The sequence below is a fragment of the Haloferula sp. A504 genome, from assembly GCF_044385805.1.
Lineage (GTDB): Bacteria > Verrucomicrobiota > Verrucomicrobiia > Verrucomicrobiales > Akkermansiaceae > Haloferula.
In genome coordinates this window covers 39,024-59,788 of the sequence record NZ_JBISBU010000032.1, presented here as the reverse complement: position 1 = coordinate 59,788, position 20,765 = coordinate 39,024, and the positions used below count along the sequence as shown (strand labels likewise).

12 protein-coding genes are annotated in these 20,765 nt (G+C 65.9%); 5 read left to right on the top strand and 7 right to left on the bottom strand.

Going from position 1 to position 20,765, the window contains the following annotated elements; genetic code table 11:
* On the top strand, nt 1-1,967 hold a 1,967-nt coding region (locus ACG2LG_RS14790), incomplete at its 5' end, for an ATP-dependent helicase C-terminal domain-containing protein (RefSeq protein ID WP_396260203.1).
* Between the two features lie 54 nt (nt 1,968-2,021).
* The gene (locus ACG2LG_RS14785; RefSeq protein ID WP_396260201.1) at nt 2,022-2,576 is read left to right on the top strand and encodes a hypothetical protein; all 555 of its coding nucleotides are present in this window, start codon (nt 2,022-2,024) and stop codon (nt 2,574-2,576) included.
* Between the two features lie 76 nt (nt 2,577-2,652).
* Here ACG2LG_RS14785 and polX read toward each other — a convergent pair whose 3' ends face one another.
* Nucleotides 2,653-4,407 carry a DNA polymerase/3'-5' exonuclease PolX gene (gene polX / locus ACG2LG_RS14780; protein ID WP_396260199.1) on the bottom strand — a complete coding sequence of 585 codons (1,755 nt, stop codon included), beginning with the start codon at nt 4,405-4,407 and terminating at the stop codon, nt 2,653-2,655.
* Between the two features lie 155 nt (nt 4,408-4,562).
* Nucleotides 4,563-5,648, bottom strand: a complete 1,086-nt coding sequence (locus tag ACG2LG_RS14775) for a family 16 glycosylhydrolase (RefSeq protein ID WP_396260197.1) — start codon at nt 5,646-5,648, stop codon at nt 4,563-4,565.
* A 338-nt stretch (nt 5,649-5,986) separates the two neighbouring features.
* On the opposite strand from ACG2LG_RS14775, the gene ACG2LG_RS14770 reads away from it, so the two are divergent.
* The 3 genes from ACG2LG_RS14770 to ACG2LG_RS14760 all read left to right on the top strand — a co-directional run bounded on the left by ACG2LG_RS14770 (nt 5,987) and on the right by ACG2LG_RS14760 (nt 11,038).
* Nucleotides 5,987-6,481: a hypothetical protein gene (locus tag ACG2LG_RS14770; RefSeq protein ID WP_396260195.1), complete on the top strand. Its 495-nt coding sequence runs from the start codon at nt 5,987-5,989 to the stop codon at nt 6,479-6,481.
* A gap of 80 nt (nt 6,482-6,561) precedes the next feature.
* Nucleotides 6,562-8,841, top strand: coding sequence for a DUF6288 domain-containing protein (locus tag ACG2LG_RS14765; protein WP_396260193.1), 2,280 nt, complete (start codon nt 6,562-6,564; stop codon nt 8,839-8,841).
* A gap of 40 nt (nt 8,842-8,881) precedes the next feature.
* Entirely contained in the window at nt 8,882-11,038 is a 2,157-nt protein-coding gene (locus tag ACG2LG_RS14760) for a glycoside hydrolase domain-containing protein (RefSeq protein WP_396260191.1), read from the top strand.
* Between the two features lie 302 nt (nt 11,039-11,340).
* On the opposite strand, the gene ACG2LG_RS14755 is transcribed toward ACG2LG_RS14760, so the two are convergent.
* The 5 genes from ACG2LG_RS14755 to ACG2LG_RS14735 all read right to left on the bottom strand — a co-directional run bounded on the left by ACG2LG_RS14755 (nt 11,341) and on the right by ACG2LG_RS14735 (nt 20,454).
* Nucleotides 11,341-15,171: a discoidin domain-containing protein gene (locus ACG2LG_RS14755; protein WP_396260189.1), complete on the bottom strand. Its 3,831-nt coding sequence runs from the start codon at nt 15,169-15,171 to the stop codon at nt 11,341-11,343.
* Between the two features lie 91 nt (nt 15,172-15,262).
* On the bottom strand, nt 15,263-16,012 hold the full coding sequence (locus ACG2LG_RS14750; protein WP_396260187.1) for a hypothetical protein: 750 nt from the start codon (nt 16,010-16,012) through the stop codon (nt 15,263-15,265).
* 47 nt (nt 16,013-16,059) lie between these two features.
* Nucleotides 16,060-18,345 (bottom strand): hypothetical protein, encoded by a 2,286-nt coding sequence (locus tag ACG2LG_RS14745; RefSeq protein ID WP_396260185.1) that lies wholly within the window; start codon nt 18,343-18,345, stop codon nt 16,060-16,062.
* 7 nt (nt 18,346-18,352) lie between these two features.
* Nucleotides 18,353-19,942: a FecR domain-containing protein gene (locus ACG2LG_RS14740; protein ID WP_396260183.1), complete on the bottom strand. Its 1,590-nt coding sequence runs from the start codon at nt 19,940-19,942 to the stop codon at nt 18,353-18,355.
* Nucleotides 19,942-20,454: a sigma-70 family RNA polymerase sigma factor gene (locus tag ACG2LG_RS14735; protein WP_396260181.1), complete on the bottom strand. Its 513-nt coding sequence runs from the start codon at nt 20,452-20,454 to the stop codon at nt 19,942-19,944. Before ACG2LG_RS14735 ends, ACG2LG_RS14740 begins: the two co-directional genes overlap by 1 nt.
* Nucleotides 20,455-20,765 lie beyond the last annotated feature (311 nt).

Genomic DNA, 20,765 nt, shown 5'->3' with positions numbered 1-20,765 from the left:
GACCGGTCCGCGAGGATCCGGTCTGGGATCGGCTGGCCAAGGTCTGCCGCGAGGCGGTTGCCGATCCGGATTGCGGCAACGTGCTTTGTTTTCTTCCCGGAACGCACGAGATCCGGCGGACCGTTTCCGCCATCCAATCCGCCACCTGGAGTCGCGGGTGGTCGGTGATGCCGCTCTACGGCGGATTGTCGCCGCAGGCCCAGGAGGCCGCCATCGCACCGGGTGGCGGTCCGAAGATCATCGTCTCGACCAACATCGCCGAGACCTCGCTGACCATCGATGGCGTCCGCACGGTGATCGACGCCGGTCTCGCGCGGATTTCCAGCTTCGATCCGCGCCGGGGGATCGGGACGCTGATGGTTGAGAAGATCTCGCGCGCCGCCGCCGAGCAGCGGGCAGGCCGGGCGGGACGGACCGCGCCCGGGCGCTGCTTCCGGCTGTGGAGCGAAGCCGAGCACGCCCGCCGGGCGGAATTCGAGACCGCGGAGGTCCATCGGGTCGATCTGGCCGAGGCGGTGCTGTTGCTCAAGGGGGCCGGGCAGGCCGACGTTCGGGACTTCCGCTGGCTGGACCCGCCCGGGGAGACCGCGCTGCAACGGGCGGAGGGCTTGCTTCGCGATCTGGGTGCCTTGGACGGGAACGGGGAACTCACCGCGGAGGGGCGGGCCATGGCCGGGTTGCCGCTGGAGCCGCGCTACGCCCGCTTGATGCTGGCGGGGGTGGAACAGGGATGCGTGGCGGAGATGGCCTTCGTCGGTGCGGCGGTGCAGGGGGAGGGCGTGTGGTCCGGAAAAGGGGAAGGCATGCGGCACTTCGTCGAGGACGGCGACTACACCGATTTCCAAGCCGAGTGGCGCGGATTCGATGCCGCCGAGGGCATGAACTTCGACCCCGGACGAGTGTCGGCTCTCGGAGTCCACGGGCGCGCCGCCCGGGAACTCGCGAAGGGCTTCGAGCGACTCAAGCGACTCGCTCGGGCCCGCGGATGGTCATTTGAAACGATCGATTGGAACAAGAATCGCGAGGCGGTCTGCCGGGCAATTCTCGCGGGGTTCAGCGACCGTGTTGCCGTTCGTAGCAGTCGCTCGACTTTGGCCTGTCGGGTCGTCGGAAGGCGACGCGGAAGGATGGATGAGCGGAGTGCCATCGATGTGGACAAGGTGTTGGTTGCGGCCGAGATGACGGAGGTTCAATCGAAAGATTTAAACGTGCATTTACGAAAACTTACAGCCATTGACCACCAACAGATTGCGAATTTATTACCGAAGGATTTGAAGGTTCAAAATGGCGTGGCTTGGGACGAGGCACGACGGTGCGTGGTCGCCCGTGAACAGACTCTTTACCGGGATCTGGTGCTGGAGTCTCGGGACAGCGACCACGAGGTAAACCTGGACGCGGCGGCGGCCCTGTTGGCGGAGCGCGTTTTGACCGATGAGCTTCGTTTGAAACGGTGGGATGACACGGTCGAGCAGTGGTGTTGGCGTCTTGGTGGCCTGTCGAAGTGGATGCCGGAATTGGAGCTGCCGGGATGGTCGGACAGCGACCGCGAGGCGGCGGTGGCGCAGATCTGTCACGGCGCGACGCGCTACAAGGAGATCAAGGATGCCGAGGTCTGGCCGGTTCTGCGGGAGTGGCTCAGTGCGCCCCAGCGGGCGGCGCTCGATGCCTACGCGCCGGAGCGGGTGAAGTTGGCCGGCGGCCGGGAGGCGAAGGTGCGCTATTCGGCCGACGGCGAGCCGGTGATCGGGGTGATGGTGCGGGACCTCTTCGGTCAGTGGACCACGCCGACGATCGCCGACGGGCGGGTCAGGCTGAAAGTGGAGGTGCAGGCGCCGAATCGCCGTCCGTGGCAGGTGACAAGCGATCTGGAGAGCTTCTGGCAGTCGGGCTACGCGCAGATGCGCAAGGATTTGGCCGGCCGCTATCCGAAGCATCCCTGGCCCGAGGATCCCCGCGGGACCGGGTAGCCGACCTGGCGATTTGGAGCTTGGATCGTGGGTCGGGGGACCTTCACTGGAGCGGTGATCATCATCCGGGTTCTCATCATCGTCTCCGCACTGATTTTGATCGGTGCGATGCTGGCCCGCTGGTGGTTCTGGGGTCGACTGAAGGCACGGGGTCAGCGGACCGAGTGTTCGCTGACCGTTGCCGAGTTGTACGAGCGTCTCGGGGTCGAGAAGAGGAAGGCCTCGGACCTGCGGGATGCGGCCGCGCTGGGTTCGGCGCTGCGGGACGGAGGGTTGCGGCTGATGGAGATGGAAGGTGCCGCGGTGGCCAAGCGTCGCCGCACGGGCTGGTGGAATCTGCGGATCCTGCCGGGGCTGCTGGCGCTGCTGCTGGTGTTTTCCTTCTTCTCCGGCAAGAAGCAGGCGGCCAGCTGGGTTCTCGGCGGAGGTGCGGCGCTCATCGCGCTTCACGTGGTGATGCGGATCGCGGCGATCGCCGTGGAGTTGGAGGCCGTGAAGCGGGGCTGGAAGAAGCTCGAGGAGAAGGGCGGCCTCAAGAAGATGGACGAGGCCGAGGCGGTGCTTCGTTGCGCGCGTGCGAGCGTGTGGGACACGGTGCTGCCGTGGTAGGTAGGGAGGACCGCCGATCTCCGAATCGGCAGGATATCTGGACGCTGCATTTGCCGATTCGGAGATCGGCGGTCCCTCACCGCTGCTTCTTGGGCTTTCCAAGAAATTCCTTCACCTCCTCCAGCGGGAAAGTGTTGAGGACGTCCTCCTTCCTCAGCCAGCCCTTGCGGGCGACGCCGATGCCGAACTTCAGGAACTGGAATTGCTCGGGGCGGTGGGCGTCGGGATTGAGCGAGGTGAGCACGCCCCGGTCCCGGGCCTTGCGCCACCAGCGCCAGTCCATGTCAAGGCGGTGGGGGTTGCAGTTGATCTCGATGATCGTTCCGGTCTCCGCCGCGCAATCGATGATCTTCTCGTGATTCACGGCGTAGCCGTCGCGGCGCAGCAGGAGGCGGCCGGTGAGGTGGCCGAGCATGGTGACGTGCTCGTTCTCCATCGCCCGGATGAGACGCCTGGTCATGGTCTTTTCATCGAGCGTGAAGGACCCGTGAACCGAGGCGACGGTGTAGTCGAGCCGGGCGAGGATATCGTCCGCGAAGTCAAGCGAACCGTCCTTGAGGATGTCGACCTCGCTGCCGGAAAAGATCCACAGTTCTTCGCCGTGGTTGTCGTTCCACGTGCCGATCTCCTCGACCTGCTTGAGCAGCCGCTCCTCGTCGAGCCCGTTGGCCTGGAACGAGGCCTTCGAGTGGTCGGCGATGCCGAGGTAGCGCAGCCCGAGTTCGATCGCCGCCCCGCCCATTTCCTCGAGCGTGGCGTGGCCGTCCGACGCGGTGGTGTGGTTGTGAAAGGTGCCGCGCAGGTTCTCGAGCTCGACCAGGCGGGGGAGCACGCCCTCGTCGGCGGCCTCGATCTCGCCGCGGTTCTCGCGAAGTTCCGGGGGGATCAGGTCGAGGCCCAGCGTGCGGTAGATGTCGCGTTCGTCGTGGACGGCGGGGATGGGTTCGTGCTGGGTCGCCTTGCCCGCCGCGGAGAATCCGTATTCGTTGAGCGAAAGCCCCTGCTTGAGGGCCCGCGAGCGGAGCGCGACGTTGTGCTCCTTGGAGCCGGTGAAGTACTGCAGGGCGAACGGATACTGGTCGTTGGAAACGGCCCGGAGGTCGCACTGCAGCCCGTTGTCGAGCCGGATCGAGCACTTGGTGTCGCCGCGGGCGATGACCTCGTTCGCCTGATCGAGTCGGGAGAACCATTCGGTCAGCTCGGCGGGCGAGTCGGTGGCGACGATGAAGTCGAGGTCGCCGACGGTTTCCCTGGACCGCCGCAGCGACCCGGCATACTGCGCACGCAGTACCTTGGGGTGGTCCCGCAGGGCCTCAAGAATCGTCTCGGCGGCATGGGTCGCGGTGTGGAGCCGGAAGCGGTCGGCGAACTTCTCCCGCCGCGCGAGAGCCTCGAGGATCTTCTGCTCGGTCTTTTTTCCGAAGCCGGACAGCTCCGCCACCTTGCCGTCCTCACAGGCCTGCTTCAGGGCCGGGAGGGAGTCGATGCCGAGCTTGTTGTAGAGGGCGGCGACCTTCTTCGGGCCGAGTCCCTCGACGTCGAACAGATCAAAAATGCCCGCCGGATACTCGGCCCGGAGCTTCTGGTGAAACTCCAGTTCACCGGTGGAGGCCAGTTCGTGCAGCTTGTCCTGCAGCGCCGCGCCGATGCCCTTGATGCCGTCGAGGTCGTTGTCGCGGGCGCGGGCCACAATGTCGCCGTCGAAGGAGCCGACGATCTCGGCACCCTGGCGGTAGGCGCGGATCTTGAAAGGGTTCTCGCCCTTCAGTTCGAGGAGCAGGGCGATCTCTTCAAGAACGGAGGTCAGGGTTTCGCGGGTGACGTGGGACACGCCCGAACTTGAAACCCGAATGCTCCCGATTCAAAGCTTAAGAATGGGTGAGTTGGGGCGGAGCGGGTCCAGCCGCCTTAGCCCCGGTTCGCCGCTTCGTTCCTCTCCGGGGGAGGCGGCGGGGGAGGCGAACGGTGCGCGTGGCGTGGGCGCTTTCAGGACTCCCGTTTTTCGTAGACCCGGACCCAGTCGATCTCGAGGTGGGCCGGGTAGTCGTCGGGATCGGCCTCGCCCACCCACTTGCCGCCGATCTGCATCGAGAAGATCAGGTAGAACGGCTGGTCGAAGGGCCATTGCGCCGCTCCCTTGTCCGGCACCTTCGGGTAGGTCATCGTCGGCTTGCCATTGACGGTGAAGACGATCTTGTTCGCATCCCATTCGGCGCCGTAGGTGTTCCAACCGTCGCGGTCGATCGGGGCGGTGGTGCCGCCGGTGTAGGTGTTGGCAGCGCCGAGGACCAGCGTGCCCGGGCCCGACTTGGTCACCCCCTCGGTGCCGGTGAGTGTGGTGTTCAGGGTTGCGGTCTGGTTGAAGACTTCGATGCCAGGCGGGCCCGTGGTCGGGGCGCTGAGTGTGAGCGAACCGCCGGTGCCGGGATCGAGGATCCAGTTGCCGTCGGCTCCGGCAGCGTCGCCGAAGATGATGCTTCCGATCGTGTAGCTGCCGTCGAGGGTGAGGGTTTGCTCACCGGTGATGTCGAGCAGGTGAATCGATGCTGACTGATCCGCGGCATCGGCGGGGCCGTCCGGCGACCAGTCACCGACCGTCGCCCAACTGCCCCCCGCCGCGTTGCCCCAGGTCCAGCCGGTCGGGGCGGCGTCCACCGCGAAGCTGACCTCCTGGGTTTCGCCCCAGTTGCCATCATGGCTGTAGCGAAAGATGACATGGGTGCGTCCGGCAGTGATGTCCGCCGGGGTCACGGCGTAGGAAACCTGAGGCAGGGCATTTCCCTGATAGCTGTCACCGGCGACCTCGACCCGGCTGGCATCGTCGGTGCCGTCCCACAGAACGATTCGCATACCGTAGAGATAACCGCTCCATGGTCGGTTCAGGACGGCGTCCATGGTGATCGTCTCTCCGGCCGCCAGCGGCGTCGGGTGCTCGTATTCGAGGACGATGGGATTTCCCCAACAAAACCCGCTGCCGGCTGCGCTGCCACCCGTGCCGCTCCAGAACGTCCACCCGCCTTCCGCGATGAAGGCGCTGGTGGTGCCGTAGTTGAAGGTGTCGGAGAAGACCACGTCAGCGCGGGAACGGTCCGCCCCTGAAAGGATGACGCATGCCAGCGCAAAGGCTGCCCGACGGAGGAGAACTCGACTGATTTTCGTGATGCACATCATTCGTTTCGCTTGGATCTGGCCAGAAAGTTGGAGTGAAAATACTATCCTTAGTGGTCGAACTCCCCGGGCTCCAACGCCGCTGTGGTGGTTTTCTCAACCAACCGGTGGTGCTTCTGATTCAGGGCGGTGGTCGTGCCCTGAACGACGCGGGGAGGGCCCGCAGTAGCAGACGAATCCTGAAGGAATGAAGACACGTTGCCCCGAAGTGCCGGAAGTCGGTTGAGATCGAACCCTCGTGGGTGGGTCGCCATGGTCGCTGCGGCCACTGTGACGAGAAGTTCCTGATCACGGAGGCGACGGTGGAAGACGGTGCCTCGGCTTCCTCGGGCGAGTCGATTCCCGTGCGCGAACTGATCCGCCGCATGGATGGCCGCGAGTGGTCCGGCCCGCTGGAGTGGGAGTTCAGCGGTAGTGACTTTGATGACCTCTACGCGCCCTACCTGAGCGGCGACGTGTGGCGGCTTGCGAAAGGCGTCGGTCGCCTCAAGGTGGAACTCGCGGTGCGCCTGCCCGAGGATGACGAGTCGGGCGCTCCAGTCCAACAGCGCCCCATGCCACAGGCCACGGCTTCTCCTGCTGCATCTGTCTTAGCCGATATCGGTTTCGGCGTCCGACCAGCGCAGCGGCATCGCTGGAGGTTCGGGAGACGTCAGGAGACTCGCCCGGCTGGTTGGTGGGGAAGACCGGTCCTGAGAAGCTTGTCTGTCGTCGATCCCGGGATACGGGAAGGTTGATCGTCCGCTCTTATTCAGAATCCGCAGGGGCAAGGCATGGCTTGTCTGCCGTGCCTGTCGAAGCCCACACTACTTCCTCAATGAATCTTGTTCGAACTGCCCTCGTTCTGCCGCTGATGGTCGCCGGGTCTCCCCGGGCCGCGCTGCTTCCGGACCCGGTGTTCAGCCGCGAAGCGACCTGGCATCTGCCGGGGGACGAGCGGGCGGTGGTGCTGCCGCCGGGAGACTCCGCCGTCGGTGAGATCCCGGTGCCCGGGCTTTCCGAGAAGGAGAAGGCGGCGGGCGGGGCCTGGCGGGGGATCCTGTCCGTCGATCTTTTTGGAACCACCGACGGAGCTCCGGGAAAGGTCGCGATCGAGGCACTGGACCCGGCCACCGGCGAGGTCTTCGCGACGACCGAAGCGGCGGTGCCGGGCGGTGTGGCGCCGCGGGCCGCCTGGGCGGTGATCGCCTCGTCCGAGCAGCCCGGCGCGGAGGGCGCCAAGGCCTTCGATGGCGATACCAAGACCGATTGGCATTCACGGTATGGAGGCGATCAGCCGAAGCCGCCGCACTGGATCGGTCTCGCCTTTTCCGCTCCGCGGCGGATCGACGGAGTGAGCCTGCTGCCGCGGCAGGGAGGCTTCACCAACGGCGTGCCGAGGGATTGGCGGGTGGAGGCCCGGCATGGAGGGAATGATTGGAAGGAGGTGGCCGCCGGATCGAGTGATCGGGCCGAGGTGGCGGACCGGCGCGGTCCGGTGGTGGTGAAGTTCGCGGAACCCATCGAGGCCGAGGCCGTGCGTTTCGTGATCGACCGCGACTGGAGCGGGGGTGGATTCGGAACGGCGGCGGAGCTGACTTGCGAGGGGATCACCTTGGAGGAGCGCAAGCCGGCGGTGGCGGCAGGGGCACGGGCCTGGCTGGAGGTGCCGCCGGAATTGATGAAGGCACTGCAGGGCAAGGCGTTCGGACTGCGTCTGACCAGCCGTGAAGGTATGGTCGTGGCCGCCGAGCCGCGCGCGGCCCGAATCCACCTCGAGCCGGGCGGCAAGCTCTTCGGGCGCTCCAATGGCGGCCTCGGGCCGGACAAACTCGGGGTTGGCCTGCTGGGATTCACCGCAATGACCGAGCACCGGCACACGGTGCTGTCGGTGATCGAGGTGCGCCCGGAGGGACCTGCCGCCAAGGCCGGCCTGCGGCGGGGCGATGCGATCGTTTCGGTGGGCGGGGTCCCCTTGACGGTGAACGACCTGGCGCCCGGCTGGACCTGGTTCCACGAGAGTCACGAAGCAGCACTCGGGCGGGCGATCGAGGCTGCGCTGGCCGCCGGCGAGACGAGCCTCGATCTCGGGGTCATCCGGGGCGGCAAAATCGTCAACCTGCCGGTCGAACTCGGGCGCACCCGGCCCTTCACCACGATGAATCCGAAGCAGGATCCGGAGGCGGCCCGGCTGGTGGACGACATGCTCGGGTGGCTCGTGAAGAACCAGCAGGAGGACGGGGCGTGGTCCGGCGACATCAAGCGCACGACCCTGGCGGGACTGGCCCTGCTGGCAACGGAGAAAGCCGAGCATGAGGAGCTCGTGAAGCGCGCGGTCGAGTGGTCGCTGTCACGCTTCGATCGCCCGGAGAAGCACGGCAATCTCGGCTTCTGGGGTGGCGCGTTCATGGGAATCCTCTACGCCGAGTGGCACCTGCGGACCGGCGATGAGCGGGTGCTGCCGCATCTCGAGGCGATGCGCGACTGGGCCTATGACGGTCGCCACATGAGCAAGTGGGACGTGCCCGCGCTCGGACACGGTCCCGACGGTCTTCCCTACGACCAGAAGGCCCTGGTGGCACCCGCCTGCCACCTGCTGGTCTTCGAGGCGTTGGCGATGCGCTGCGGGATGGAGGACCGGCTTTGGGAAATGCTCCTGCCCTACATGGAAATGTCGTGGTCCGATCCGGCGGACGGGGGTCACGGCGCGCTCGGCTACAACCGTTCCTACAAGGATCTCGGTGAGTTCTGGTCGCGCACCGGGTTGTTCGCGATGGCTTGCCACCTCCGGGGCGAACGTCCGGACATGCGGGACGCGATGATCGGGATCATGAAGGAGCGACATCCGTGGTTCCGCAACAGCCACGCCTACGGCGAGCCCGGCGGAGGACTTGGACTACTAGGATTGCAGTTGGTGGACCCCGACGGGTTTTCGGAAATGATGCGTGACTACGCGTGGTGGTTCTCGCTCGCCTGGCAGCCGGGCTACGGGCTGAAATTCACCCAGCCCCACATGGGAGCTCCCTACATGGGCGAGGATGACCTTTTCAACGCGATGTATGCGCTGGTGCTGCAGGCACCGAAGAAGTCGCTCCATCTCACCGGTCGCCGGCCGTGAGCATGTGCCGGCATTTTCGATCCCGACTGATCTACTTCCGATGAAATCGAATACCCCCCGACTCTTCCGACCGCAGGGGATGGGCACGCGGCTGGCGCTGTCGTGGCTGGCGGCCAGCCTGCTGGTGAGTGCCGCACCGGTCCGCAAGGTGAGCTACGAGCCGCTTGCGGACCCGGCGGCGGCTTCACGGGCGAACCTGTTCCTCGACGCGCGAGTCACGGCGAGCGGGCACTGGGACTCGCAGACGCCCGACCGCGCGGTGAACGGCAATCGCGACGTGTCCGATCACTGGGCCTGCGAAAATCTGCCGGTGTGGCATCAGGTGGACCTTGCTGAGCCGACAAGCCTGTCGGTGGTCCACGTCTGGCCGTACTGGGCCGACGGTCGCATCTACCAGTTCAAGGTCGAGGGTTCCATCGACGGCAAGGAGTGGAAGCTGCTCGGGGACATGACCGGAAACAGCATCGCCGCCACGGCGGAGGGGGTGAGGTTCCGCTTCGACCCGGTCGAGGTCCGCCACCTGCGCACGACCTTCCTCGACAATTCGCGCGGGGCGGAGAATGGCGGACACCTGGTGGAGATCGAGGGCTATGCCGAGGAGCCGGCGGGCGGGCTCGGCGGCGGCATCGGCACCACCGATCTCCGCTATCCGCCGGAGGGGGAAATCGGGGGCTTGCGCCCGTTCGCCGGGGGGATCGAGCTGACCGCCTGGCGAGGCGAGCGGGTCAGTGCGCAGGTCGTGCTGCAATCGGAGCGCTCGCAGGAAAACGTCTGCTTCGGTCCGTCGGAGCTGAGTTCCGGCGACCAGCGGATCGAGATCGCGCCGCGCTTCGTCCGCTACACCTTGGCCGATGGCGTGCCGCAGGGAGACATCCTCGACTCGGCAAGCTCGCTGCCGCTGCCGGCGGGTCGCAACCGCCCGGTGTGGATCGCGATCGATGTCCCGGCCGACGTGCCGGCGGGCGAATACCGCGGCTCGCTGGTGGTGGTTTCCGACTCCGACCGGTTGGAGGTTCCGGTGCGGTTGCGGGTCCTCGCGGCGGTGCTGCCGCCACCGGACCGCTGGGCTTTCCACCTCGACCTGTGGCAGCACCCGCAGGCGGTGGCGCGGTGGCACGATGTCGAGCCATGGTCGGATCTGCACCTGGCGCTGCTCGAGCCGTCGATGAAACGCCTGGCCGACGCCGGACAGAAGACGATCACCTGCTCGATCATCGAGGAACCGTGGAACGGTCAGACCTACGACCACTTCCCGAGCATGATCGAGTGGCGGAAGAAGGCGGACGGTTCGTGGAGTTATGACTACTCGATTTTCGACCGGTGGGTCGGCTTCATGAGCGAGCGCTGCGGCCTCGGGGAGGCGCGCATTCACTGCTACTCGATGTTGCCGTGGTCGTTGAAGTTCCGCTACTTCGACGAGGCGGAGAGGCGTCATGTCGATCTCGCGCTGCAACCGGGCACGCCGGCCTTCGACGAATTCTGGGGAAGCTTCCTGGAAGACTTCACCCGGCATCTGAAGGAGAAAGGCTGGCTGGAGCGGACGCGGATCGCGGTGGATGAAAGACCCGACGCGCAGATGCGCGGGGCGCTGGCGACCTTGGCGAAGCACGCGCCGGGCCTCCGGGTGGCCTCCGCGATCAATCATCCGAGCGAGTTGCTCAAGGACGTCGACGACATGTCGCCGATCATCAACCACACCGACCGGTTTCCGCGTGAGTTGCTCGACGAGCGGCGGGTGGCGGGGCACAAGACGACCTTCTACGTCTGCACTCATCCGCCGCGTCCGAACACCTTCACCTTTTCGCCGCCTGCGGAGTCGGAGTGGCTGCCGCTGTTCTCAGCAGCCAACGGCTTCGACGGCTTCCTCCGCTGGGCCTACCATTCATGGGTCGAGAACCCGCTGGTCTCGACCGATTTCACCTCGTGGCCGTCGGGGGATTGCTTCCTGGTTTATCCCGGCGACCGCTCGTCGGTGCGCTTCGAGCGGCTGCGGGACGGGATCGAGACTTTCGAGAAGATCCGCCTGCTGCGCGCGCATGCGGCCAAGTCCGCGAACCTGGAATTGAAGGCTTCGCTGGCGAAACTCGACGCCGAGCTCGCGAACTTCACCTGGGCGCGCGGCTCGCAGCCCGGTGGACACGCGGAGGACGTCCGACGGGTGAACGAGATCGTGCTCGAGAGCCTGTCTGAAAAATGATGTTGGCCGCTGGTTTCACGACCAATCCACCGGTCGGCGCGACTGGCAGCAATTTTCAGACAGGCTCTGATACCAATGAACGGAATAGGCTGGTAGAATGGCCGGAGCGATTTTGCGCAAGGTCAAGGCGAGAGGAGGGCGCGGTGCGGGCACCGCAATCGACGAACAACGCCGAGATTGCGCAAAATCGCCCGGACCACTCCCCTATCGCGAAGCGACTGATTATCAGACCTTTCCAAATTCTCCATTCTACCAGGATATTCCGTGAGTTGGTATGAGGCGGCCGGGAGCGTCGGGAGGCCTTAACGAACCACCCGTAGGCGCAGGAAGAGCGGGGCGGCGATGGCGCCGAGGGTGTAAGTGTCGCGCGCCGAACCGTTGCCGAGGTCGAGGGTGGCGAGTGCATCCACCGGTGCATCGAACCACGACATCAGGTCGTGTGAGGCGCGGAGCGTGGCGGCGACGTCGGGCACCGGATGGCGGCGCTGGACGACCACGGAGGGGGGGATGGTGCCGGGGTCGATGCGGATTGGTGCGGTACCAGCGAAAGCGCCCGGGGCGAGGCGCAGGTAGTAGTCCAGCAGCAACGGCCGGCCGTCGCCATCGGGGTCGGACTCCGGTTGGGTTGTCTGGTGGCCGGACTCGCGGAGGAAGCCGTCGAGCCCGCCGGGCAGGATGTTGATCTCGGCAGCGCTGGCGTGCGGATCGCCGTTGACTTCAGAAAGCGAGGTGAAGCGGAAGTAGCGGGTCTCGACCGGGGCGGCAAAGGCGACTTCCTGGAGAACCGGATTGTTGCGGATGTTGTCGAACTCGCCGGAGGCGACCTCGGTCCAGTCGCTGCCATTGGCGCTGACCTCGAAGCGGTAGGTGAGGACGACGCCCGCGAGGTTGTCGTTGCGGGGAAGATAGGTGAAACCCCGGATCCAGCGGCGTTCGCCCATATCGACGGCGAGGTGGTGCGGGTGGGGCGTGGTGCCGGACGAGTAACCGGTATGCCAGATCGTGTCGGGGTCGTCGTCGATCGCCAGCGCGGCGGCCTCGGCGGGGACTTCCTCGCTGTCGACCGAGTGGACCTGCCAGCCGATGGGCGCGATGCCGGCGAAGAGCCTGCTGACGGCGAAGCTCGACGAGTTGCCGTCATGGCTGATGGCCCGCACGGTGCCGCCGAGCGGGAGGTCTACCGGTCCGGTGTAGAGCGGCGAGTCAGGGGTCGGGTCGCTGCCGTCGATCGTGAAATGGATGGCGCTTCCGCCGCTGGCGGTGATCGCCACCCGGCCGGCGGCGTCGCGATTCCCGATGACCGGTGATGGCACGACGGTGGCGCCCTGGTGCAGGCTGACATTTGCGAGGCTCGGCTCGAGGCGCGACTGGGTGATTCGGATGCGGACGCGGTCGGTGGTCGTTTCGGGGAGCAGCAGGATGCGCTTGTGGCCGACCGTGGTGGCGCTGCCGATCTCGCTCCAGCCTGACCCGTTCCAGGCATCGACCGCGAAGGCCTCGATCCGCTGGCTGCGGGTGGCGATCGCCTCCTGCAGGACGATGCGGTCGAAGGTGGTGGCGGAGGGCAGGGTGAGCGTGACCGTTGGCGTCGAGTTGCCCGCCTCGGGCTCCCACCAGGTGTCGAGGTCACCATCGAGAACGTTTGAGGCGGGTTGACCGGAGAGGGTCGAGTCCGCGGTGATGCTGCCTCCTGCGGCGAGATCGGTCGCGTAGGTCTGCTCGATCACGGAAAAGGCCTCGAGCAGCGGGGCGATCTGCCCGTCGGGGATCAGGCCACGGGTGTCGGGCGAGAGGTTGAGAAGCAGGTTGGCGTTGCGGCCGACCGAGGCGTGGTAGATGTCGAGCAGTTGTTGGGTGGTCTTCACCGCGTGGGACGCCTTCCAGAACCACCCGGAGAGCACCTTGGTGTCGGCCTCGGCGGGGAACCAGCTGAGGGTTTTGCCGGCGACCAGCTGGGCGCGGCTGCCGAGGTCGGTTGCGGTGGCGCTCGAGAGCGGGGCGGGGATCACGCTCCACTCCGTCTCGCGGGCGTAGCCGGTCTCGTTGCCGACCCAGCGGACGTCGGGTCCGCCGATGGCGATGCAGGCGTCCGGCTGCAGCGCGTAGATCATTTCATACCACTCGGCCTCGTTGTAGCTCTGGGGCGGGTTGGTTTGCTTGGGGTTGGCACCGTCGAACCAGACCTCGGCGATGTCGCCGTACTCGGTGAGCAGCTCGTAGAGCTGGTTGAGGAAATAGCGGTTGTAGTCGTCGACCTCGTACTGGAATGAGCCGAAACCGGGTGTCGGGGTGCGGCCCTGCGACGGGTCGCTGCCGAAGGTCGCGGGATCGGTCGGGATGGTGGAGGTCCGGACCGCGCTACCGTTTCCATAGTAGCCGGAACCGTCAGTGTAGCTGAAGGGCGACTCGATCTGATAGAGGTCGGCTGGCGAGAGGTAGATGCCGAGCTTGATCCCTTCGGCGGCGCAGGCGTCAGCGACGGCGCGGACGACGTCCCCGGTGCCACCGAGCCACGGGCTCGAGGCGACGTCGTGGGTGGTGTAGCGGCTCGGGTAGAGGCAGAAGCCCTCGTGGTGCTTGACTACCAGCACGAGCATTTTGCCGCCGGCCCGCTTGATCACATCGACCCACTGGGTCGCGTCGAGGGCGGTCGGGTTGAAATCGGCCGGCGTTTCGAAGCCGGTGCCCCACTCGGCTCCATTAAAGGTGTTGGGCCCGAAGTGGATGAAGAAGGTGTTTTCCAGCCGCTGCCAGTCGACCTGCTTGGGCTCTGGCAGGATCTTGGCCGCCTTCTCGAGCTTGACCGCCTCGCTGTCGGAGGGGTCGATGAAATGTTCGGTGGCGTATTCGATGGAGGGTGGCGTGGCCGGCCCGGGGTCGCTGAAGAGCGCCTGGACGGCGAAGTCGTCGAGCCCGGTCTCATCGGTTCCGGCTTCGGCATCGAAGACGATCCAGAGCAGCTTGCCGGTGGTGGCGCCGCCGAGTGAGAGATCGACACTGAAGGGCTGCAGCTCCGGCCCGGTCGGCGTGGAGGAGAAACCGAGCTCGGCAGCGGTGAAGGTCTTTGAGTCGAGCAAGCCGGCACCTGAGAGCTCCGAAGGATGGACGCCGTCGGCTCCACTCTCGCCGGCATCGGTTTCGTAAACGCTCACGCGGAATGGACGGAACTCCCGTGGATCACCGGGATGGCGGAGGATCGCATTGCCCGAGACGCGCAGTCCGCCGTCGGCATCGGTCCGGGGTCCGAGGAGCTGATAGATGAAGCCGTCGGACGTGGATAGGTTGAGGATGTTGCCCTGTCCGGACGGATATTGGGCGGCATTGCTGGGGTCGACATTCACCCAGTCGTGGAAGTCGACCCCGGAGGACTCGAACCAGCCGTCCACCTCCTGCACCTCGCCGGAGCCGGACTGGGTTTCGAAATCGCCGTTGGCCAGGCTGAATGCGGATGGCTTCGGCAGGAGCAGGAAGTCGATTGGCTGGATGGGGTTGCCGGAGGTGGCGAAGGAGACGGCGTCCAGTTGGCCGTCGATGCCACGGTTGTCGAAGCCGTTGCGCCCTAGGTAGCCGAAGCTCACGTTGGAGGTGTCCGGGGTGGCGAAGACTCCGTTGTCCACGGTGCCGATCGGGGTGCCGTCGAGGTAGGCGGTCAGGGCGCTGGCGGCGGCATCCCAGGCGAGCGCCAGATGGACTGCGGTGCCCGGGGCGGGCAGGGCCGTGCTCACGCCTTCCCAGGTCGAGCCGTCCCAGTAGCCGGCCTCGAGTGCGTTGCCGGTGTTGTTGATGCGGAAGTCGGTGTCGCCCTGGATGTCGATGATGGTGAGCTGGCCGCCGCTGAAGGAGTCGAAGGAGACGATCGTTTCCGCCACCCAGTTCAAGCCGGTCAGGTTCCCGATGGCGGCGGGGTCGAACTGGAAGCCGTCGCCGCCTCCGCCAAGCAGGCCTTTCCCGCCGCTGACCGAGGCTCCGGCGTGGGAACCGAAGGTGTCGGTGCTGTCGGTCTCCCCCGCACCGAGCGTGTAGGTCGTGCCGTCGAGGGTGCCGTCGAACGCGACCTGCAGGTGGGTCGTCACGGAGGCTTGCAGGATGCCGCCGAGGGCGAGGATGAGCGTGGTGGAGAGCTTGGAGATCATGGGTGCGAAGGATGGAACAATCGAAACCCGCCCGAACCCGGCATGGCGCCGTGGAGGGGCGGGTCGATGAAGTTGGGAATCGCCGTGGCGGCTATTTCCTGCGGCGACGGAGGAGGATCATGCCGCAGGGGATGAACAGGGCGATGGAGGAAGGCTCGGGGATGATCTGGAAGTCGGTGCTGGCGTCGAAGGTCCCCGTGAAGGTCGAGAAGGCGACCCCGTCGAGTTGGCCGTTGATGCCGCGGCCCTCGAAACCGGCGCGCCCGAGGTAGCCGAAGCTGACGTTGCCGTCCGGGGTGGCGAAGGCTCCGTTGTCCACGGTGCCGATGGAAGTGCCGTCGATGTAGCCGGTGAGGCTGGTGGCGGTGGCATCCCAGACGAGGGCCATGTGGATTGTCGTGCCCGTGGAGGGTAGCGAGGCGGTCTGACTGCCGGCGGTGCTGCCGTCCCAGTAGACGGCCTCAAGGGCGGTGCCGGCATTGTTGATGCGGAAGTCGGTGTCGCCTTGGACGTCGATAACCGTCAATTGGCCGGTGCCGAACGCGTCGAAGGAAACCCGGGTCTCCGCGATCCAGTTCTGGGTGGTCAGAGCGCCGAGCGAGGACGAGTCGAAGTAAAATCCCTGAAAGCCTCCGGTCAGGTCCGCTTCGCCTGAGGTGACCGCAGGGTTGCCTCGGCCGCCGAAGGTGCCGGTGGTGTCGATTTCCCCGGCACCCAGCGTGTAGGCATTGCCGGCGATGATGCCATCGAAGTTCACGAGCACTTGTTGGGTCACGGTGGCCGCCGTGCCGAGTCCGGTCAGGGCCCCCAGGGCGAGCAGTGTAATGCAGTTCGTATTCATTTGGTTGGAAGGATCGGTTGGTTGGTTGATGAAAGGGAAACCGCGCCTCACGGAGCGGCCTGAATGCGGAGGAAGAATCGCGATAGTGCCTCGCTGGCGGTGGCGGTGACGTCGGCGGTGCCCCCGGTCGGGGTGACGCCCGGGATCGAGACGGTCGGGCCGCCAAGGGGGCCGTCGGTGCCGTCGCCGGCATACCAGTTCTCAAGGTCAAGCGACCACTGGTACGAGCCCGCGATGTCGTTGAGCGCCGGCTCGGCCTGCGGGTGGGAGAAGCTGGTGATGGTCCCGTCGGTCGAGAGCTGGCCGATTCCGGCGTTGCGTTGGCTCGGGTCGGTGCCGAAGAAGGCCTCGATGCCGTTGCTCAGCTGGTCACCATCCGGATCGTCATCGAGTCCGTTGAGCGCACCGACACCGGGGAAGCCGGCGATCCACCCGGCGTAGCCGGTCCCGGCCGGGAGGATGAGAAAATCCGATCCCGGGTCGAAGGCTGCGGCGCCGCTCTGGAAGGCCACGGCGTCCAGCACGCCATCGATGCCGCGCCCGTCGAAGTCGGCGCGGCCGAAGTAGCCGAAGCTCACGTTCGTGAGGTCGGGCGTGGCGAAGGCACCCTGGCTGATCGGGCCGATCGAGGACCCGTTGACGTAGCCGGTGAGTGTGCCGGTGGAGGCATCCCATGCCATGGCGACATGCACCCGCACCTCTGCCGGTGGCAGGCCGGTGTCTTGCACGCCATTGGAGCTTCCATTCCAATAGACCGCCTGGAGCCCCGTGCCGGCATTGTTGATCCGCAGGCTGGTGTCGCCCTGGACGTCGATGGCGGTGAGTTGGCCGCCGCCAAAAGCCTCGAAGTAAATCAGCGCCTCCGCGACCCAGTTCTGGAGAGTGAGGTCACCCAACGGGCCCGGGTTGAAGTGGAATCCATCGATCCCGCCGGCGTTTCCGGGGTTGATCGTGGCCAGACCTCCGGAAACGGCAGGCGCTCCACTGCCTTGGAAGGTTCCCGTGGTGTCGGTCTCGCCGGGATCGAGAGTGTAGGTGGTCCCGACCAGTGTCCCGTCGAAGTTGACGAGCACTTGGGTCGCCAGCGGTGAGGCGGGATCCGCCGTGGCGGTCGCCACGTTCGACGGGTCCGAGTCGCCCTGGGCGTTGGTGGCAAGAACGCGGTAGTCGTAGGTCGTCCCTGGGACGACTCCGGTGTAGACGTCGGTGTGAAACTCGGTGTTGGCCGGCAGGGTGGCCACGGTGGTCCAGGTGCCGGCGCCGCTCGGCGAGCGCTGGACGATGAAGCCGGTCTCGGTGTTGAAGTTGTCGGTCCAGTCGAGATCGATCTCGAAGGGGGAGAAGGGGTCCGCGAAGAGGTCGGTCACCGCCTTGCCGGTCAGGGGGGTGGCGAAGGTGGCCGGCGAACTCCAGTCCTCGAGATCGGGGTCGGGTGCGGTGTTCACCGCATGGAAGCGGCAGGTGTACGCGGTGTCGATGGCGAGCCCGGTGATGGTCCGGTTAACGGGTCCGACAACCTCGGGGCTGGGGCCGTCAGAGCTGCCATTCGTCTGCCAGTCGGTGAGGTTCGTGCCATAGTCAGTCGTGGCCCAGAACAGGGTCACGTCAGCATCGACATCCTCGAGGGTGGCACTGGCATTCGCTCCGCTCGCGGTGATGCTGTCGACGGCAGCATTGCCGATCAGCGGTTGGCCGGTCGGGATCACCCGCAAGACCACGGCGCCGGCACCGGGGTCGGAGGCTCCGATGCCATCAATGTTCATCGAGGTTTCGGCCGGTCCGGTGGTGAAGGTGCCGATCACGGATCCGCCCGTGCCACGGGTCAGGGTGGGACTGGCAGAGCCGCCGTCCTGATCCTGGTAGGTGGTCGTCCGGCTGTTGATCCCGCCAGCGGTTCTCAGGTCGTGGATTCCGATGATCTGAATCTTGTAGGCGGTATTTGGCGTCAGCCCACCGAGGGTCAGCACCCAAGGGTCGCCGGTGCTGCCGAAGGCCGCGTGCCTACCGATGATGGCATCCAGAGTGGCGTCGCCCGTGCTGGTGCCGCCCTCGGCGGTCCAGTAGTCGTCGCTGCCTCCGGCACCGGTGAAAACCACGCCGTTGACGGTTCCGCCGGGGCCGAAATCGACCGCCCCGCCGGCGGCGAGATGGGAGGAAGTGCCGCTGGGCCAGGTATCCTTGATGTAGGTGATGTCGGGGGCCGGGATGCCGTCGTTGATCACGTCACTCGGCGAGGTGATCGGAGTGGAAGTGGCCTCCCAGGTGATCGGGGCCGCGTGGCCGATGGCAACGAGGGCGATCATGATCAATGTGGATGGGATCAGGAGTCTCATGGTGTTCTTAGTTACTCGGGTTCGGGTAATGGTTGCTCTGAAGCAGGCCTTGGATCTGTGGGGGTCCGAGGGCTCCTTCGATGAGGAAGACTTCGTCGAGCGAGATGCGGGAATCGTGCGGGTTCGCCTGCCCGCGCCACTTGCCGGACGCAAAAAAGGTGACGGGCGCCGCATCGGGTCCGGTGGTGTCCAGAATCACGGGGTGTGCTTCGCCCGGGTCTCGATCGCTTGATTCATCCTCGTGGCGAGCCAGTGGTTCCCGACGTCCGTCGAGGTAACAAATCACCTCGGGATCGCCGCTTGCCGTGTGGCGCCCGGTATGCACCACGGCGTGGTGGTGCCACTCGCCGTCGTCGATCGGGGTGATGCCCTGCCACCACGTGTCGCCGAGGGTGATCCCAACGGCATTTCCGTCCTCCACCGGATTGAGATGGGTCAGGAAGGCCAGGTCTCCGCCGGGAGCCTCGAAACGGGTTCCCCAGCCGAGGACGACCAGCCTCAGCGGGCTTTCGGAGCGCGGCTCGACCTTCAGCCAGTACGCGAGCGTGAAAGGGGTCCTGCCGTCGGGGCCGATCCGGTCGCTGGCGGCAAAGCTGTCGAAATCCGAGGAAACCAGCGCCCGGTTGAAACGCCCCGGGCCGGATTCGATGGTGGAGGCGCCGTCGTGGGCGCCTGGAGTCAAGCGGGAGTTTTCGCCCGAGCTGAGGTTGCCGTCGACTCGCCACTCTTCGGGATTCGGTTCGTCGAAAGACCAGTGCAGGTAGGGAAGCGCGGACGGCAGTTCGGTGAGGAAGCGCCCCGGGTCCGCCTTGGTCCCGGTCAGTGTGCCCACCACCGTGGTCTTTCGAGCCTGGTCGGCCTCAAGGACTTGTCGGGTCCTTGATCCGCCGCGGGTCACGACTTCCACCCGGCCGTCGAAAACGTGCACCTGATCGGCTTCGTCGGGTTTCGAGATGACACCGAATTCGGTGCCGAGGTCGGTGGCCTGGAGTTCGGAAGTGGTGACACGGAAGCCCACAGCCTTTTCGGGCACCCGAAACCAGGCGATTCCCTCCTCGAGTTGCAGCCGGTCCCCGCTCGTTAGTGTGAAGTCGGCAGGAGCCCGCACAATCGAGCGGACGCCCGAGGCAAAGGTGAGGTCCATCACCCCCTGGTGGAGCACGAGTCGCGAGCCGATCTCCAGTTCCCCGCCTTTGGGAGCGGCTTCCACGTTGGCGTGGGTGAGGGTGAACTCACTACCGGGAGATGCTTCGAAAGCAAGGGCGGCCGGTGCGGGCGGAAGGATCACCCTCCACATCACCAGAGCGGCGATGACCAGAGCGGCGGCGGCTGACAGGGTGGCATGGCGGAACGACTTTCGGTTGCGGGCCTGCTCGAATTGCTCGACCGGCACCAGGGATTCGTGAGCCAGCACCGCCTTGAGTCCTCTCACCCGACGCTCGAGCACGGCGTGCATTCGCGCGTGCGCGCAGTAGATCCGGCGCGCCTCTTCGGAGCGGATCAACTCCTCGCGAAGTTCCGGCCAGCGTTCCTCGTCGAGAGCTCCCTCGACGAGTTCCTGGATCCGTGTTTCGAGTTGGACCGGCGACATCGGCATCAGTGGGCGGAGGTCGGTCCGGTGGTGATCTGCGATTCGATGCAGCGTTTGAGGGTCGCGCGGATCCGGAAGAGGGAGACCTTGAGCGAGCCCACCGTGCGGTCCTGCGAGCGGGCGTAGTCCTCAAGCGTCTGGTCGGAGTAGTAGCGGTGGTCGATCAGCTCCTTCTCGGTGGGCTTGAGCCTCCGCATGCACGCTTCCAGCGCGATCCGCAACTCATCGATCGGCTGGGCATCGGAGGACTCGATCATCGTGGCGGTGATGCGGTCGGCGAGTTCATCATCGACCACCAGCCAGGACTTGCGCTTGCGCTCCTTGTGATGGGCCCGGACCTCCAGGCGGGCGATGGCAAAGATCCAGGACCGGAAATTCGTTCCCTCTTTGAACTTCGAGCGCTTCTTCCAGACGACGACGTTGGTCCGTTGAACAACATCCTTCACCGAGGGGTCTCCCGGCATCAGGGAGTGGACGTAGGCCAGCAACTCCGCCTGATGGGAGGTTAGTTGAGCCACGACCTCGTCGTCGAATCTGGATGAAAAGAGTCCCACTCTGGTAAGGAACGGGCACTAGCCGGCTCCAGGTTACGGAAATATTTTCGACCGGGACGACTTGATGACGCCTCATCCGGGTGGTGCGGGGTCTGCCGCAGGGATCTTTAGAGGGGACCCGGGGCAGGTCGCAGCCGGTGCAACTGGTAGATCGAGCAAACCGGAATCCTTCCCTCGCGTGGGCCCGGCCTCCATCCAGTGTCTGGAGCCCCGGAATCCGGGTGGCTGGCTCGCTTGGATTGACGTTCCGCGGCAGCCCCGAGACAAGTAGTCAA